General features: G+C 63.8%; 15 protein-coding genes. 8 read left to right on the forward strand and 7 right to left on the reverse strand.

Going from position 1 to position 15501, the window contains the following annotated elements; all coding sequences use genetic code 11:
- Positions 1-61 precede the first annotated feature (61 nt).
- The 3 genes from hisC to AC0L3U_RS33075 all read left to right on the forward strand — a co-directional run bounded on the left by hisC (position 62) and on the right by AC0L3U_RS33075 (position 3116).
- On the forward strand, positions 62-1114 hold the full coding sequence (gene hisC / locus AC0L3U_RS33065; RefSeq protein ID WP_473364535.1) for a histidinol-phosphate transaminase: 1053 nt from the start codon (positions 62-64) through the stop codon (positions 1112-1114).
- A 150-nt stretch (positions 1115-1264) separates the two neighbouring features.
- Positions 1265-2191, forward strand: coding sequence for a phosphate ABC transporter substrate-binding protein PstS (pstS, locus tag AC0L3U_RS33070; RefSeq protein ID WP_473364536.1), 927 nt, complete (start codon positions 1265-1267; stop codon positions 2189-2191).
- 226 nt (positions 2192-2417) lie between these two features.
- Positions 2418-3116: an ABC transporter permease gene (locus AC0L3U_RS33075; protein ID WP_473294795.1), complete on the forward strand. Its 699-nt coding sequence runs from the start codon at positions 2418-2420 to the stop codon at positions 3114-3116.
- Here the strand turns inward: AC0L3U_RS33075 and AC0L3U_RS33080 are convergent.
- The gene (locus AC0L3U_RS33080) at positions 3090-3899 is read right to left on the reverse strand and encodes an ABC transporter substrate-binding protein (protein WP_473294771.1); all 810 of its coding nucleotides are present in this window, start codon (positions 3897-3899) and stop codon (positions 3090-3092) included. The genes AC0L3U_RS33075 and AC0L3U_RS33080 overlap by 27 nt on opposite strands.
- A 168-nt stretch (positions 3900-4067) precedes the next feature.
- Here AC0L3U_RS33080 and AC0L3U_RS33085 point away from each other — a divergent pair, with 168 nt between their 5' ends.
- From AC0L3U_RS33085 to AC0L3U_RS33095, 3 genes are all read left to right on the forward strand, one after another.
- Complete coding sequence (locus AC0L3U_RS33085) at positions 4068-4337, forward strand: hypothetical protein (protein WP_473364537.1); 270 nt, start codon at positions 4068-4070, stop codon at positions 4335-4337.
- A gap of 309 nt (positions 4338-4646) precedes the next feature.
- On the forward strand, positions 4647-5735 hold the full coding sequence (locus AC0L3U_RS33090) for a hypothetical protein (protein ID WP_473364538.1): 1089 nt from the start codon (positions 4647-4649) through the stop codon (positions 5733-5735).
- Between the two features lie 63 nt (positions 5736-5798).
- Complete coding sequence (locus AC0L3U_RS33095) at positions 5799-6071, forward strand: TonB-dependent receptor plug domain-containing protein (RefSeq protein WP_473364539.1); 273 nt, start codon at positions 5799-5801, stop codon at positions 6069-6071.
- A gap of 10 nt (positions 6072-6081) precedes the next feature.
- On the opposite strand, the gene AC0L3U_RS33100 is transcribed toward AC0L3U_RS33095, so the two are convergent.
- Positions 6082-7398 carry an alpha/beta hydrolase gene (locus AC0L3U_RS33100; RefSeq protein WP_473364540.1) on the reverse strand — a complete coding sequence of 439 codons (1317 nt, stop codon included), beginning with the start codon at positions 7396-7398 and terminating at the stop codon, positions 6082-6084.
- A gap of 278 nt (positions 7399-7676) precedes the next feature.
- Between AC0L3U_RS33100 and blaBJP the strand changes: the two genes are divergently transcribed.
- Together blaBJP and AC0L3U_RS33110 are read left to right on the forward strand one after the other, a co-directional pair.
- Complete coding sequence (blaBJP, locus tag AC0L3U_RS33105; protein WP_473364541.1) at positions 7677-8561, forward strand: BJP family subclass B3 metallo-beta-lactamase; 885 nt, start codon at positions 7677-7679, stop codon at positions 8559-8561.
- 319 nt (positions 8562-8880) lie between these two features.
- Positions 8881-10890 carry a putative bifunctional diguanylate cyclase/phosphodiesterase gene (locus AC0L3U_RS33110; RefSeq protein WP_473364542.1) on the forward strand — a complete coding sequence of 670 codons (2010 nt, stop codon included), beginning with the start codon at positions 8881-8883 and terminating at the stop codon, positions 10888-10890.
- Positions 10891-10892: 2 nt separating this feature from the next.
- On the opposite strand, the gene AC0L3U_RS33115 is transcribed toward AC0L3U_RS33110, so the two are convergent.
- The 5 genes from AC0L3U_RS33115 to AC0L3U_RS33135 are packed head-to-tail and all read right to left on the reverse strand — an operon-like array spanning position 10893 to position 15479.
- Positions 10893-11612: an ABC transporter ATP-binding protein gene (locus tag AC0L3U_RS33115; RefSeq protein ID WP_473364543.1), complete on the reverse strand. Its 720-nt coding sequence runs from the start codon at positions 11610-11612 to the stop codon at positions 10893-10895.
- Positions 11605-12360, reverse strand: coding sequence for an ABC transporter ATP-binding protein (locus tag AC0L3U_RS33120; RefSeq protein WP_473364544.1), 756 nt, complete (start codon positions 12358-12360; stop codon positions 11605-11607). Before AC0L3U_RS33120 ends, AC0L3U_RS33115 begins: the two co-directional genes overlap by 8 nt.
- The gene (locus AC0L3U_RS33125) at positions 12357-13355 is read right to left on the reverse strand and encodes a branched-chain amino acid ABC transporter permease (protein WP_473364545.1); all 999 of its coding nucleotides are present in this window, start codon (positions 13353-13355) and stop codon (positions 12357-12359) included. Before AC0L3U_RS33125 ends, AC0L3U_RS33120 begins: the two co-directional genes overlap by 4 nt.
- On the reverse strand, positions 13352-14227 hold the full coding sequence (locus tag AC0L3U_RS33130) for a branched-chain amino acid ABC transporter permease (protein WP_473294780.1): 876 nt from the start codon (positions 14225-14227) through the stop codon (positions 13352-13354). The genes AC0L3U_RS33125 and AC0L3U_RS33130 overlap by 4 nt, the downstream gene beginning before the upstream one ends.
- Before the next feature lie 10 nt (positions 14228-14237).
- Positions 14238-15479 carry an ABC transporter substrate-binding protein gene (locus tag AC0L3U_RS33135; RefSeq protein WP_473364546.1) on the reverse strand — a complete coding sequence of 414 codons (1242 nt, stop codon included), beginning with the start codon at positions 15477-15479 and terminating at the stop codon, positions 14238-14240.
- Positions 15480-15501 lie beyond the last annotated feature (22 nt).

A 15501-nucleotide genomic window follows, 5' to 3' on the forward strand; every position in this document is an offset into this window, starting at 1 on the left:
CGCACTTCCGCCGAGGTCCCGCATACCCTACTGTGCCCCGATCAAATTCGGATTGGAGCTCATGAGCCGTTTCTGGAGTCCGGTCGTCCACACGCTTTCGCCCTATGTCCCCGGCGAGCAGCCCAGGCAGGACGGCATCGTCAAGCTCAATACCAACGAGAATCCCTACCCGCCCTCGCCGCGCGTGCTGGCGGCGATCGCATCGGCCGCGGAGCGGCTGCGCCTTTATCCCGATCCTCGCGCGACGCGCCTACGCGAGGCGATCGCGGCCCATTGCGATGTGGCGCCCGAGCAAGTGTTCGTCGGCAACGGCTCCGACGAGGTTCTGGCCCACACCTTCCAGGCGCTTCTGAAGCACGATACGCCGCTTCTATTCCCCGACGTCACCTACAGCTTCTACCCCGTCTATTGCGGCCTCTATGGAATAACGCATGACGAGGTGCCGCTCGATGCTGCGATGAGGATCGATATCTCCGACTACCGGCGACCATCGAGTGCCATCCTGCTCTGCAATCCGAACGCTCCGACCGGAATTGCCCTTCAGCGCGACGCAATCGCATCGCTGCTGACCGAACAGCCGGACCGGCTGGTGGTGGTGGACGAGGCTTATGTCGATTTCGGCGCCGAGAGCGCCGTGCCGCTGGTTGCACGCCACGACAATCTGCTGGTCATCCAGACCTTCTCGAAGTCGCGCTCACTCGCTGGCCTACGGGTTGGTTTTGCCATCGGCCAACGACCGTTGATCGAAGCGCTGGAACGGGTGAAGGACAGCTTCAACTCCTATCCCGTCGATTGCCTTGCGATCGCCGGCGCCGTCGCCGCGATCGAGGACGAGGGCTGGTTCAGAGACACCCGTGCTCGTATCATCGCAAGCCGGGAAATCTTGGCCCGCGATCTCAGACAACTCGGCTTCGAGGTGTTGCCGTCGCTCGCCAACTTCGTCTTCGCGCGCCATCGAAGCCGGAGCGGAGCAGGTCTCGCGGCCGCGCTACGCGCGCGTGGCGTTCTGGTCCGTCATTTCGGAAAACCGCGCATCGAGGATTTTCTGCGCATCACGGTCGGAACGGAGGTCGAGTGTGCCCGGCTCGTTGAAGTGCTGCGCAGCTTGATCTGAGCTGACGCACGCATCGCGGTTCGTGCCGCCAAAGGCGCTGCGTGCGGCCGCTCGTCGTCTGTGCTCGTGACGCGCCTCACACAAGCATTCACGGCAGTTTTGTGACATAGACCACATCTGTTTCGTGCCCGAGCTGTTAGCGTCGTGCATATGAAGAAACACATCGCACTCCCCGTGATCCTCACCGCGGTCGGTTCGAGCATCGGCGTCGGCCTGATCAAGAAAGAGTCCGTCGATTTCGGCGCAAGCGATATGCCGATGGACCCCAAGGAATTGGACAAGCTCGGCATGATGCAATTTCCGATCGTGATCGGAGGGGTCGTGCCTGTCGTCAATATCGACGGAGTCAAGCCCGGCCAGATCCGCTTCACCGGCCAGATGCTCGCCGATATCTATCTCGGCAGGCTCAAATCCTGGAACGACCCGGCCATTCGCGCGGTCAACCCCGACATCAGGTTACCGAATGCGCCAATCACGGTGGTTCATCGCACCGACGGATCGGGCACGACGTTCAATTGGTCGAACTACCTGTCCAAGGTCAACCCGCAGTGGAAGGCGAGCGTCGGAGAAGGGACCTCCGTCGAGTGGCCGCTTGGCCTCGGCGGCAAGGGCAATGATGGCGTCGCCTCGCTCGTCAGCCTCGTCCCCGGCGCGATCGGCTATCTCGAATACAGTTACGCACTGCAGCGGCTCGACCGGATCTCCTTCGGTCGAGTGCAGAACAGCGCCGGCAATTTCGTCATTCCCGACGCCGCATCGTTCCAGGCGGCGGCCGCGAGCGCGGACTGGAAGGCGGACAAGGATTTCCATCTCGTGCTCACCAATGCGCCCGGCGAAGACGCCTACCCGATCACGGCCACGACTTTCGTGCTGATGCCGAAGGCGCCCAAATCCGTTGACAGGTCGGCGGCCGCCATCGATTTCGTCCGCTGGTCGCTGGAGAACGGAAAGCCGCAGGCCGAGACGCTCAACTACGTTCCGCTGCCGCCCGCCTTGGTCGAGCAGATCGAGAATTATTGGCAGCAGAGCATTGGGGCATCCCCCACGCTCTCGGCATCGGCCAGCGTCAAGCGGTAATATCAAAGGGAAGCTGCTGCCAGGCAGCCCGCGACTTTGATGTCCGGTCGAATTCGGTTTCCAAACCGGTCCACGCGAGTATTCTGTGACTGGCCTGCTGCCTGGAAACTTTTGCTGCGGCGGCCGGGCCACTGGATACTTGCAGGGAATCAGACGTGACGCAGCTCCGCAGTCCCGGAATTGACGGACCCCAGCCATGGCGGCTGGCGCCGAAGCTCAGGCACGGATGAACGACTTCGCGCGATCCGTCGGCGCCGCATTCACGCTGATCGGCGAGGCCGACGCAGAGCTTCTGGGCATCGTCGGGCTTTCGGTGCGCGTCAGCCTGACCGCCAGCATCCTCGCGCTTCTAATTGGGGCGCCGTTCGGGGCGCTGCTTGCGATCACCCGGTTCCGCGGACGGCAGGTCATCATCGTCCTCACCAATGCCTTGCTTGGCCTTCCGCCGGTCGTGGTCGGGCTCGCGCTCTATCTTCTGCTGTCGCGCTCCGGCCCGCTCGGGGTCGCCGGCCTGTTGTTCACGCCGGCGGCCATGGTGGTCGCGCAGACGCTGCTCGCCACACCGATCGTGGTCGCACTGGTGCACCGGCCGGCGAGCCTGCTGTGGGCGGAGTATGGCGACCTGGCGCGGATCGACGGGCTGTCAACGCTACGCAGCATCGGCTTGCTGTTCGCGCTGGGCCGGACCTCACTGCTGACCGCCTTTCTCGCAGCCTTCGGCCGCGCGATTGCGGAGGTTGGCGCCATCCTCATCGTCGGCGGCAACATCCGCGGCTTCACGCGTACGATGACGACAGCGATCGCGCTGGAGACCAGTAAGGGCGATCTGCCGTTGGCGCTCGGGCTCGGGTTGATCCTGCTCGCACTCAGCGTCGCAGTGTCGACCGTCGCGTTCCTGCTAGTGGGACGCGTTGGGGAAAAATAGCTGCTCGCCCCCGACCTTGTAGCCGGCGATGGCCTCCTGCCCTTTCGAAGAGATCAGCCAGTCGATGAAGGCTTGCCCGTCCCGCGCCTTCACGTTCGCATGCTTGGCCGGATTGACCAGCATGACGCCGTACTGGTTGAACAGCCGCTTGTCGCCTTCGGTCAGGACGGCGAGCTCGCCGCGGTTCTTGAATGACAACCAGGTGCCGCGGTCCGACAGCAGATAGGCGTTCGACGACGACGCCATGTTGAGTGCCGGGCCCATGCCCTGGCCGATCTCGCGATACCAGCCGTCCTTGGCGACACCGAGGTCGATGCCTGCCTCCTTCCACAGCCGCAGTTCGGCCGCGTGCGTGCCGGATTTGTCGCCGCGCGAGATGAACGGCGCCTTCGCGGCCGCGATCTTGCGCAGCGCCTCGGCCACGTCCTTGCCGCCGGCGATCTTCGCGGGATCGCTCTTCGGCCCGACAATGACGAAGTCGTTGTACATCACGTCGAAGCGCTTCACGCCCTCCCCTTCAGACATGAACTTGTCTTCGGCGGGCCTGTCATGGACGAACACGACGTCTGCATCGCCGCGCCGCCCGATGTCGAGTGCCTGGCCCGTGCCGACGGCAACGACCTTCACGTCGATGCCCGCGGCCTTCGAGAACAGCGGCAGCAAGTAACCGAACAGCCCCGACTGTTCCGTCGACGTCGTCGAGGCCACGGTGATGGCGCGCTCCTGCGCGACTGCGATCGTGGACCAGAGCAGAACCGCTGCGAGAGTCAGTATCCTTTTCATGCCTCGTCCTTACACCAGATGCCCGATGTTCCAAACTCTCGATAGAGCTGTACAGGGAACCTCGACAAGCGCCGCAACGCATTTGTCATGATCCCTCGCGGCGCTCCCCTGTGAGGAACGTCCGCTCCGCGCGCAAGTTGTACTGAAATCAACCCAGGAGGAAACCAGATGAAGAAGCTCATTTTGGCATCCGCGTGCATCATGGCGCTGGCGACCGGCGGCGCCTTGGCGCAGACACAGCCCGCCCCAGGCGCATCCGGCCAAGGCGATGTCGGGCCCTCGTCCCGGGGCCCCGCGACCAAGGGCATGACGACCGGCACGTCATCGAACATGCAGAACGAGGCCGCCGACAGCAAGGGCAAGCAGGCTCCGAGCGCCAATAACATGGGCAGCCAGGCCGGCGGCGGCGCGGGCTCCGGCTCCGGCGTGGGAAAGTAGGCCGGTATCGATCGGAAATCTGGAGAGGCGTCAGTCCCTCTCCAGATAGGGCGGGCTGTGCGTAGTCAGCGTCCGAGGTACCTCGAGACGTGGCTTGTCTATCCCTCCGGCTCTTTCAGTCAATCATCTTCGTGCGGCCAAAGCCTGTCATCGCCGATCACGTTCGCCTCCGTCACGCGCGCGTAACGGAGGCGCCGATGTTCTGCAATTGGTCCCACCTACATTGACATCAGTGTGACAGCCGGGGATTTTTACATTGCTGGCGAATCAGCGATGGCCTTAAGCCGAGTACCTCTTGGACAACTCCCAGTGCTTTCGAGACTGATATCGTTGCTGCGCCGCATCCCCACGGTGAAATGGGCGTTCAACCGGCTCCGGCCCGCGCCGCACGGCGGCAGCATCGAAGTCGCGCCTGATGCCGCGGACGCCTCGTCCGGCCTCGTTGCCGACATTTTAGAAGCCGCTCCGGCTCTCGACACCAGCATCAGCGCGGAAACGTCAAACTGCGACGTTGCGGCCGCCGCTTCAGCCACCGAAGACGAGACCGCCAGACCCGACATCGCGGAGAGCCCGTCGGAAGCGCCAGCCGATGTTAGCGGCAGCGACGTTTCATCCCGGGGGACGGCGGCGGAAGTCGAGCCGGTCGTCGTGGAGGAAGCTTCGGTCGCGACCATCGATGTCGAGCTTGCGACGGTCGACGTCCCCGAACTCATCATCAACAGCGATCTATCTCCCGAACTCGCGGCCGACGTTGAGCCCGTTGTCGCGGAGAAGGCCTCGTCTGTCGAGGTCGTGCCGGTTGATGCCCCCGCTCTCGCCATCAACGACGAGCATTTCTCCGCCGTCGACGTGGATACTTGCTCAACTCTCGACGACACGCGTGTCGCGCTTGCCGATCGCGACATCCCGCCGGAGCATGTCCCTGAGGACAGCATTGACAGCGATCCTTCCTCCAGCGCGGCGGAAGTCGTCGCCAGCACGCCCAGCGTCGTCACGGATGTTGCGCCGGAGCCGGCCCTCGAGGCTTCCGCTCCGGAGATCACCAGCGCGCCGAAGATTCGTGCAAGGATCGCAGAACCCGCCGACCGCGCCGCGCTGATCCGACAGCGTTGGGCGGAGACCGGGAGCAGGATGTGGAATCCGCGCGTCCACGGCGCCGGTGATGCCACGCTGAACATCCAGGGAAGCGTCGGGCTGCTGCCGCCCGCGCCTGGCGAGACGATGCCGCGCTACGACAAGCTGGAATTCAGGATGCTCGGCGGACAAATCGTCTGCGAGGGCGTGATCGTCGAAGCACCCGCGCATGCGAGCCAGCGCAGTTTTACGCGGCTCGCGGAGCCGGGGAAACCGGATCGGATCCGCGAACCAATGCGGGAACGCCAGGCCGCTCTCGCCTGACCCCTTATTTCCTGCGACGACCAGCCCATATGATAGGCTAACGCCCTGAATTTGGGAGATCGCATGCCCGCAAAATCATTGCGACTGGTTGTGATTGCCGCCCTCTGCGTCTCGCAGACATCGTTTGCAGAGGCCGGCAAGCTGCCACGCCATGCGCCCGCGACCGATCGGGCGTCATCCTACAAAGCCGACCGCCTCTCCTCTTCGCGCGGAGAGACGATCCTCAACACGCCCGGCCAGACCACCGTGCTGACGCGAGAGGTCCTCGACGACAAGAACGCGACGAGCCTCAAAGATGCCATGCGCTCGACCGCCGGCGTGACGATCGGACGCTAGGCCACTTCGCTCAGGGGATCGAGTAGCCCTTCCAGACCCACTCCAGCGCCGACGGCAGCGTCTGCGCGATCGTGGGCCGGTCGACGTGCTTGGCGTTGCGTACGAACAGAAACTGATAGTGGTAGCCCTTCTCCGCCAGCACCTTGGCCATCAGCGCGTTGGAGAGGGTCCAGTCGTGCATGCCGTCGGGAATCGTGGGGTTCGGATAGAACAGGTCCTGGTCGCCGCCGAAGAACCAGAAGCGGATCGGCTTGGTCGGCGCAGCGACGATCAGCGGCACGCCGGGCGGCTCGGCGGGCGTGAGCACGCCCGCCTTGGAGATGAGATTGGGTGTGGCCGGACCCGTCCATGCGCTGTGATATTCCCAGGCGCCACCGCGCAGCGACGGGTCATGCGGCCATTGCTGGTTGACCATGGTCGGCGAGAACGCCAGCACGCGGTGATAGAGATCGGGATAGAACCACGCCATGGTGAAGGCCGCCACGCCGCTCGAACTCAGCCCCATGGTCGCACGCCCATCTGGATTTTTAGTCAGCCTGACGTCGGCGTTCTTTTCGACCAGCGGCAGCACTTCACGCTCGACGAATTGCGCGTAGGCGCCTGACACCGCGTCATATTCGCGGCCGCGCTGACTGCCCTGCGCGTCCTGCCCGCCATTGCCGATCTGGATCGCGATCATCGGCGGCACGCGGCGCTGCGCGATCAGATTGTCGAGCGTGACGGCGAGATCCTTGTAGGCGTTGGAGCCGCCGTCGCCGACCACGATGAACGGCGCCTCGCTGCCGCGCACATATTGCGCAGGTACATAGACGTCGATGGTGCGCGACCAGACACCGGGATGGCTGGTGGTGACGATCATGTGCGACTTGTCGTCCGGCGCCGTGACGGTCGTCATGATCGAGGAATTGGTGCAACCGGCAAGATCGTCGCGGATCAGACCCGGATTGTAGATGGTGCTCTCCTTCGACGACAACGTGAAGGACTTTGTCGTCCCACGCGGCACGCCCTCTTTCGCTATCGTCTCCGGCGCAGGATTGTGGGTGGGACCGATGATGAAATTGCCCTCGGCATCCGGTGGCGGCAGCGTTCCGTCAGGAAGCTCGGTGGCGCGTGGATAATTGGGATTGGAGGGATCACGTGTCGGAGGCGCCGTCCTGAAGTCGAGACCTGCCGTATCGATGAAGAACGGGCCTGCCTTGTCGGTGGTGTTGGCCCCAGGCGGCGCCACCATGTTCTGGGTGACGCAGGCCGGCTGGGAGAAGGCAATCGAAGTGAAGGAGACGAGGGAAATCAGCGTCCCCGCAAAGACGGAGAATGATTTGGTCATTTGAGCTCCCGGTGCTGACGAGTCTTTCTGGCTCGGCTTGGTGCAAAGTATGACGAGCCGCGTGCGCGCGGTCAAACCCCAGCCGGCCGCGTTGCAGCTATGGCGGCCATGCTCAGAACGGACAGGCACGGTTATTCCGCGCATGCCACGAATTTTTTCAGACATGTGGCCGTTGCTGCCGCACCTCGCACGACGTAGCTTGCCGGCCGGCCGCGCGAAGACCGCGCCGGATCAAGACGACAGGAACAATCTGCAAGAACAATCCCGGGAGACAAACCATGAAGAAGCTCACGGCCGCGCTGTGCGCACTGGCGTTCCTCGCAACCGGCGCGCAGGCGCAGACCGTCAAGGACTTCCTGGCGGTAGTCACCAAGAAATGGACCGCGCCGTTCGAGCCGTTCCAGCTCATCGGCAACATCTACTATGTCGGCACTGACGGCATCGCCGTCTACATCATCAAGACCTCACAAGGCCTGATCCTGATGGATACGGCGCTTCCGGAATCCACCGGCATGATCAAGGACAACATTGCCAAGCTCGGTCTCAAGGTCTCCGACATCAAGATCATCCTCAACACGCACGCGCATTTCGACCACACCGGCGGTTTCGCCGAAATCAAGAAGGAGACCGGCGCTCAGCTGATCGCCGGCGAACGCGACAAGCCGCTGCTGGAAGGCGGCTATTATCCTGGCGACGAGAAGAACGAGGACCTCGCCTTCCCCGCAGTGAAGGTCGATCGCGCCGTGAAGGAAGGCGACAAGATCACGCTTGGCGACACCACGCTGACGGCTCACGCCACCCCCGGCCATTCGCCTGGCTGCACGAGTTGGGAGATGACCGTCAAGGACGGCAATCAGGACCGCGAGGTGCTGTTCTTCTGTAGCGGGACGGTGGCGTTGAACCGGCTGGTCGGCCAGCCGACCCACGCCGGAATCGTCGACGACTACCGTGCGACCTACGCCAAAGTGAAGGCGATGAAGATCGACGTGCTGCTCGGGCCGCATCCGGAGGTCTATGGCATGCAGGCCAAGCGCGCCGAAATGAAGGACGGCGCACCGAACCCATTCGTCAAGCCGGGTGAGCTCGCAACCTACGCGACAACCCTGTCGGAAGATTTCGACAAGCAGCTCGCCAAGCAGACCGCCGCGCTCGAGAAGAAATAGCGATCGTCTCGCGCTATTTTCACCTCTCCTTCTCTCCGGGGGAGAGGTGAAGCCGGCATGCCGGCTCGCACCGCTTTCGGTGCGACAATAGGTTGCGCCGGCGCATATGGTTAGCAGAGCGTACCGCATCTTATGCGGGCTCTTTCAGCCAATCCCCGCACTTCCGCCGCCGGATATCGTTAACGCAACCTGACCGGTGCGCGGATCGAGAAGGTCTGCGGCGTGTCGAACCTCTCGCGAGGACTCCAATCTAACGCCCCCTTTACCGCCGCCGTGCAAGATCGCCCGCGTTTTGAGGAAATTCAGGGCTGATATTGCAATGCCTGTCACCAATTTGAAGTCACATCTAGCTGCCGTCGCAGAGCTGTTTCGGGTGCCGGCCGACAATCCGGAGCTGATGCGCGCGCAATTCGACGCCTTCTCGAAACAGATCCCGCTGCTCTATTTCATCCTGATCACAAACACGATTGCGGTGGCTTATACCTATGTGCCGCTGGCACCGGCCTCGCTGAGTATGGTCGTGCCGGCCGTGCTGATCGCGGTGACAGGCTTTCGCACATTCTGGTGGCTGCGCCAGCGACGTGTCGTGCGCACCGATGCCGACATCCTGCGCAATCTGCGCTTTACCAACTGGATCGCGGCGCCGATCGGCGCAGGCTTCACCGCATGGTCCTTCGCGCTCTATCCTTACGGCGATGCTTTCGCCAAGAGTCAGGTAGCCTTCTACATGGCGGTGACCGTGATCGGCTGCATCTTCTCGCTGATGCATCTGCGCTCGGCGGCACTGATCGTGACGCTGGTCGTCGACGTGCCCTATGTAGTGTTCTTCTGGGCCACCGGCGAGCCGACGCTGAAGGCGATCGCCGTCAACAATCTGCTCGTGTCGGGGGCGATGGTGACGGTACTGTTCATCTACTATCGTGACTTCGCCGACCTCGTCGCCAGCCGCAAATCGCTGCTGGCGCAGCAGGCGGCCACCCAAGCCCTTTCGGACGAGAACTTCCGCCTCGCCAACCTCGATTCCCTGACCGAACTACCGAACCGCCGCCGCTTCTTCGCCGAGCTGTCGAGCGCGTTCACCGATGCCGAGCGCAGAAACGTTCGCGTCGCGGTCGGGATCATCGACCTCGATGGCTTCAAGCCGATCAACGACAATTACGGCCATTCGGTTGGCGACCGCGTTTTGATCGAGGCGGGCCGGCGCATCCGCGAGGTCTGCGAGGGCTTCGGCCCGCAGCGGGTGGAATTCGCCAGGCTCGGCGGCGACGAGTTCGGCCTCGTCGTGTGCGGCGACCCTGACGATGCGGATCTGATGCGGCTCGGCGAACGCGTTGGTGACCAGGTCAAGCTGCCCTACCAGCTCGACACCGCCCATACCGGGCTGTCCTGTTCGATCGGTTTCGCGCTTTTCCCGCAATCGGCAACGACGGCGGAAGCGCTCTATGAATGCGCCGACTATTCGCTCTATCACGCCAAGCGCCATCTGCGCGGCCGCACCGTGATCTTCTCGAGCGAGCTCGAGGCCGAGATCCGCAGCCGCGGCGTCATCGAGAATTTGCTGCGCACCGCAGATTTCAGCACCGAGATGGACCTGGTGTACCAGCCGATCGTGGACGCCATGAGCGAGCATACCGCCGGCTTCGAGGTCCTGGCGCGCTGGCACAGCTCCCGCCTCGGCCTGGTTTCGCCGGCCGATTTCATTCCGGCCGCCGAGCGCATCGGCCTGATCCGGCCGCTGACGCAGGCGCTCCTGGTACGCGCGCTCGCGACAGCCAGGACCTGGCCCGACCACATCCGCCTGTCGTTCAACTTGTCTGCCCACGACGTCTGCTCGCCCGAGGGCATCCTGCCGCTGATCACGATCGTCGAGAAGAGCGGGCTGCCGCCGCACCGGATCGACTTCGAGATCACCGAGACCGCCGTCACCTTCGATTTCGTACGCGCACAACAGTCGATCGCTGCATTGAAGGCGATGGGCTGCGGCATTTCGCTGGACGATTTCGGCACCGGCTACTCCTCGCTGAGCCACGTGCACTGGCTGCCGCTCGACAAAATCAAGATCGACCGCAGCTTCATCGCCGACGTCAACGACAATCCAGTGAGCCACAAGATCATCAAGTCCCTCACGGGCCTCTGTGACGACATGGAGATCGCCTGCGTCGCCGAGGGCGTCGAGACCCGCGCCCAGCTCGACACCCTGCGCCGGCTGGGATGCGACTTCATCCAGGGCTACTACTTCGCCAAGCCCATGCATGGCGACGCGATCGACGAGTATCTCGCCAAGGAACGCCAGCGCCTCGGCGGCGCCGTATCCAGGGTCGTGGCCTAAAGTCAGACCGCGCAGTAGCGCTCCTGGATGTCCTTGTCCGCCAGCAGCGCCGCGGCGCTGCTTTGATGCACGACTTCACCCTGATCGATGATCACGGCACGGTCAGCGAGCCGCAGCGCCCATTCGACGTTCTGCTCGACCAGGAGCAGCGTCTTGCCCTCGTCGCGCAGGCGACGGAACAGCACGCCCATCTCCTCGACCAGGACAGGCATGATGCCCTCCGACGGCTCGTCGAGCAGAAGCATCTTGGGCTTTGCGATCAAGGCGCGTGCAATCGCCAGCATCTGCTGCTCGCCGCCTGACAGCGTGACACCCTCCTGGTCGAGGCGCTCCTTCAGGCGCGGAAAGGTCTCGGCGATCTCGTCGATCGCGACGCGCTCATCGATGTCGCTTCCTGCCGCGACGAGGCCGAGACGAAGGTTCTCGCGCACGGAGAGACCGGGCACGATGCGGCGCTCCTCGGGGACGTAAGCAAGGCCGAGATGGAAGCGCTGATGGGCGCGCAGCTGCAGAAGCTCCCGGCCCGCAAAGCGCACGCGACCCGTCGCCTTTGGCATCAGGCCCATCATCGACCGCAGCGTGGTGGTCTTCCCGGCCCCGTTGCGGCCGACAAGGGCAACGACCTCGCCGGGCTGCACATGCAAGGAAATGCCGTGAAGGACGTGGCTCGCGCCATACCAGGCGTGGAGATCCTCAATTTCGAGCAGTGCAGTCTCAGCCATAGCCTTCACTTTGTCCGAGATAGACCCGGCGGACCTCCGGATTGCTCCTGATCTCATCGGGCGCGCCGTCCGCAAGCAAGCGGCCATGATGCAGCACCACGACGCGCTTGGATAGGCCCAGCACCATCTTCATCTTGTGTTCGACGAGAAGCACGGTGCGCTTCTCGGCGAGCCGTTCGAGCAGCGCGACCATGTCCTTGGTCTCCTCCGGCCCCATGCCGGCGGTCGGCTCGTCGAGCAGAAGCAATTCCGGCTCCGAGACCAACGCAATCGCGATCTCCAGCGCACGCTGCTGGCCATGCGACAGGAATTTCGCCAGTTCGGCGCGCCGGCCAAGCAGCCCGACCGCCTCGAGTGCAGCATCGGCGCGGGCATTGAGCTCTGTAAGTCGAGCGCGGTTACGCCAGATGTCGTAGCTCACGGTCAGCGCCTGCGCCGCCACGCGAACGTTCTCGTGCACGGATAGGTCCGGGAAGATGTTTGTGATCTGGTAAGAGCGCGAGATGCCCTGATGCACGAACCGATGCTGCGGAAGGCCGTTCAGCTCGCGTCCTCTGAAATGCAGCTTGCCTGACGTCGGTGTCAGCGCGCCGGAGAGGATGTTGAAGAACGTGCTCTTGCCGGCGCCGTTCGGCCCGATGATCGAGGTGAGCTGTCCGGCCGCAAAAGACACCGTGATGCCTTCGAGCGCGACGAAGCCGCCGAAGTGCTTGCCTATCCCCTCGGCACGAAGCAATTCGCCGCTCATGGCCGCGCCTTTCCGACACCCAATGTGTCGAGCAGCGTGCCCCAGATGCCTTTGGGCAGGAACAGCACGAACAGGACGAAGATCGCGCCGACGAAGAGCTGCCAGTGCGGGGTCCAGACCGAGATGACGTCCTCCAGAATCAGGAACGCCGCTGCACCAACGAACGGCCCGAAGAAGCTGCGCGCGCCGCCGAGCAGCACCATCATCACGATCATGCCCGAGGTCTGGTAATGCAGGATGTCGAGCGGCACGATCGACAGATGTAGCGCCAGCATGCAGCCACCGAGCGAGGAGATCGCGCCCGACAGCATGAACACGATCAGCTTGCTGCGCTCGACGTCATAGCCACAGGCCCGCGCCCGCTGCTCGTTCTCGCGGATTGCCTCGATCACGGCCCCGAAGGGCGAGTTCAGGATGCGCGACTGGAACCACATGGCCAATGCGGCGAAGGCCATCAGCACATAATATTTGTTGACGGGGTCGAGGAAATTGACGGGGAAGCCGAACAGGCTGATGCGATCGACGGTAAAGCCGCGCAGGCCATTCTCGCCACCGGTGAAAGACGAGGCCTGGAGCGCCACGTAATAAACGAGCTGAGCCAGCGCAAGCGTCACCATGGAGAAATAGATGCCGCGCGTGCGCGTCGAGACGATGCCGATCGCGGCGGCGAGGCCGGTGCTGAGCAGTACGGCAATCGGCACCGCGGCAAACCAGGGCACGCCGTAACGACCGATCGCAATGCCGGTGAAGTAGGCGCCCGCACCGAAGAACGCGGCCTGGCCGAACGACAACAGCCCGGTGTAGCCGAACAGCAGGTTGTAGCCCATCACAACGACGCCGTAGATCAGGACGTTGACGGCCAGCGCCTGAGACGGCAGCAGCCAGGGCAACACAGCCAGCACCGCGATGGAGAGCAACACGCGTTGCTCGATAAGCCGGCTGAGCCCGTTGGACGACGGTCTGGCGACCGCTTCGCCGCTCGATGGCGAGGTCACGCGGTCCTCCCTCTGATGCCGAACAGGCCCTGCGGACGGATCAGCAGCACCACGGCCATCAGCGCGAACATGACGATGGTCGCCATCTCCGGCGCGAACAGCGCGACCAGGCTGATGGAGATGCCGACCATGAGGCCTGCGACCACCGCCCCGACGATCGACCCGAGGCCACCGATCACGGTCACCACGAAGGCTTCTGCTAGCACCAGCGATCCCATCTCCGGATTGACGCTGCGCATGGGACCCGCGAGCACGCCGCCGAGCGCGGCCAGCCCGACACCGAGCCCGAAGATCGCGAGCCAGACCCGGCCGATGTCGACCCCGAGCACCTGCATGATGGTGGGATCGCGGGCGCCCGCGCGCACGATCAAGCCGATCCGCGTCTTCTCCAGCGTCAGCCAGAGCACCAGGAGCACCACCGCCACCAGCGCAATGACGAACAGGCGGTAGCGCGGGAAGAAGCCGATGCCGAGATCGAGCACGCCGATCAGCTGCGGCGGGGTCGGAAACGGGATGCCGTCGCTGCCGAACACGATCCGGACGCCCTCGACCAGGATGTAGCTGAGGCCGAAAGTGAGGAGCAGCGGATCGTCGATCGAGCGCCCATAGAGCCTTCGGATCAGGATGAACTCGATCAGCATGCCGAAGGCGCCGATCAGGATGGGCGCCAGCAGCAATCCCCACCAGAAGCTTCCGGTGAGAGACGCCAGATACAGCCCCGCATAGGCCCCGATCATGAACAGCGCGCCATGAGCGAAATTGACCACCCCGAGCATGCCGAACACGATCGTCAGTCCAAGCGCAGTGATCACCAGAACCGCCCCAAGGGCGATCCCGGAAAGAAGCTGCATGATGATCAGCGACAGGTCCATTGCCCGGGCTTCAGGTCGCGTGGCCCAGCTCGCTGCAACTGCGCAGCATGTCGTCGGAGCCAGTGTCGTTGGCGAGAATGGCGAACAGATCGTTGTCGTTGGCCATGGCGGACTTCTTCTTGGACTCCAGCACCAGCACCGGCTGCACCGACTGGTGGTCGCATTTGCGGTAATGCTGCGGACCCTTGGTCAGGTCGTATTGCAGCTTCTCCAGGGCATCGACGACCTTGTCGGTCTCGGTGCCACCCGCGGTTTGCATGGCCGCCAGCAGCGACCCGACGCCGGCATAACCGTAGGCGCCGTAGTCGGTCGGGATGGCGCCGCCATTGGCTGCCTTGAAGGCGGCGTTGAAAGCGGCGGCGGACTTGCTCTGCGTCTCCAGGCCCCAATAATAGTTGGCGCCGCCGACCACGCCCTCGAACACGTCGGGGCCGACCGCGAGCCGCTGGTTGTGCAGGATCACCGGCACGACGATCTTCATCTGTTGCTTGACGCCGAAGTCCACCGCTTGCTTGATCGCATTGGCCTGGTCGCGGCCGAAATTGGAGATGCAGAGCACGTCGGGCCGCAGCGACATCAGGCGCGGCATGAAGGTGGAATAGTCGGCAGCGCCGAACGGATGCAGGATCTCGCCGACGCTATCCGCGCCGATGGCCGCCTGCGCGCGCTTGAAGCCGCGCAGCATCTCATGCCCGTACGCGTAATCTGCGACGAGATGGGCAACCTTCATGCCCTTCTTCAGGGTCTGCCGTGCCACGGCGGCGGTCGTCATGTGCGGGTTCAGCGCCTCGTGGAAGGTGTATTTGCTGAAATCCTTGACCTCGTTGATGGTGTCGGACTGGCTGATCGAAACGTAGATCACACCGCGGGCGCGGGTGACTTCGTTGACCGCCAGCTGCACGGCGCTAGAGAGCGCGCCGACCACGGCGTGAACCTTGTCCTTCTCGATCAGCTCCAGCGTACGGGTCGCGGCCTCGCCGGCATTGAGCTTATCGTCGCGCACCAACAGCTCGACCTTGCGGCCGCCGATGCCGCCCTTGTCGTTGGCGAGCTTGACCGCGAGCTCGGCGCACTTGACCTGGTCGCGCGCCTCCGCAGCGAACGGGCCGGTCAGCGGGGTCGGAAAGCCGATGCGGATCGTTTCGTCGGCAGCGCGCCCGAGCCGCGGCATGGCGAGCAGTGCCGCGCTTGCGGAGAGACCCGCGAGCGCGGTGCGGCGGGATATTTTCAGGGTCGAACGGGATTTGGGCATGATTTCCTCCAATGTCTTTTTT

Source organism: Bradyrhizobium sp. Kon69 (assembly GCF_055807515.1).

Excerpts from the sequence above, each read along its gene's own strand:
- hisC (WP_473364535.1), top strand. The coding sequence starts at position 62 with ATGAGCCGTTTCTGGAGTCCGGTCGTCCACACGCTTTCGCCCTATGTC.
- pstS (WP_473364536.1), top strand. The coding sequence starts at position 1,265 with ATGAAGAAACACATCGCACTCCCCGTGATCCTCACCGCGGTCGGTTCG.
- AC0L3U_RS33075 (WP_473294795.1), top strand. The coding sequence starts at position 2,418 with ATGAACGACTTCGCGCGATCCGTCGGCGCCGCATTCACGCTGATCGGC.
- AC0L3U_RS33080 (WP_473294771.1), bottom strand. The coding sequence starts at position 3,899 with ATGAAAAGGATACTGACTCTCGCAGCGGTTCTGCTCTGGTCCACGATC.
- AC0L3U_RS33085 (WP_473364537.1), top strand. The coding sequence starts at position 4,068 with ATGAAGAAGCTCATTTTGGCATCCGCGTGCATCATGGCGCTGGCGACC.
- AC0L3U_RS33095 (WP_473364539.1), top strand. The coding sequence starts at position 5,799 with ATGCCCGCAAAATCATTGCGACTGGTTGTGATTGCCGCCCTCTGCGTC.
- AC0L3U_RS33100 (WP_473364540.1), bottom strand. The coding sequence starts at position 7,398 with ATGACCAAATCATTCTCCGTCTTTGCGGGGACGCTGATTTCCCTCGTC.
- blaBJP (WP_473364541.1), top strand. The coding sequence starts at position 7,677 with ATGAAGAAGCTCACGGCCGCGCTGTGCGCACTGGCGTTCCTCGCAACC.
- AC0L3U_RS33110 (WP_473364542.1), top strand. The coding sequence starts at position 8,881 with ATGCCTGTCACCAATTTGAAGTCACATCTAGCTGCCGTCGCAGAGCTG.
- AC0L3U_RS33115 (WP_473364543.1), bottom strand. The coding sequence starts at position 11,612 with ATGGCTGAGACTGCACTGCTCGAAATTGAGGATCTCCACGCCTGGTAT.
- AC0L3U_RS33120 (WP_473364544.1), bottom strand. The coding sequence starts at position 12,360 with ATGAGCGGCGAATTGCTTCGTGCCGAGGGGATAGGCAAGCACTTCGGC.
- AC0L3U_RS33130 (WP_473294780.1), bottom strand. The coding sequence starts at position 14,227 with ATGGACCTGTCGCTGATCATCATGCAGCTTCTTTCCGGGATCGCCCTT.
- AC0L3U_RS33135 (WP_473364546.1), bottom strand. The coding sequence starts at position 15,479 with ATGCCCAAATCCCGTTCGACCCTGAAAATATCCCGCCGCACCGCGCTC.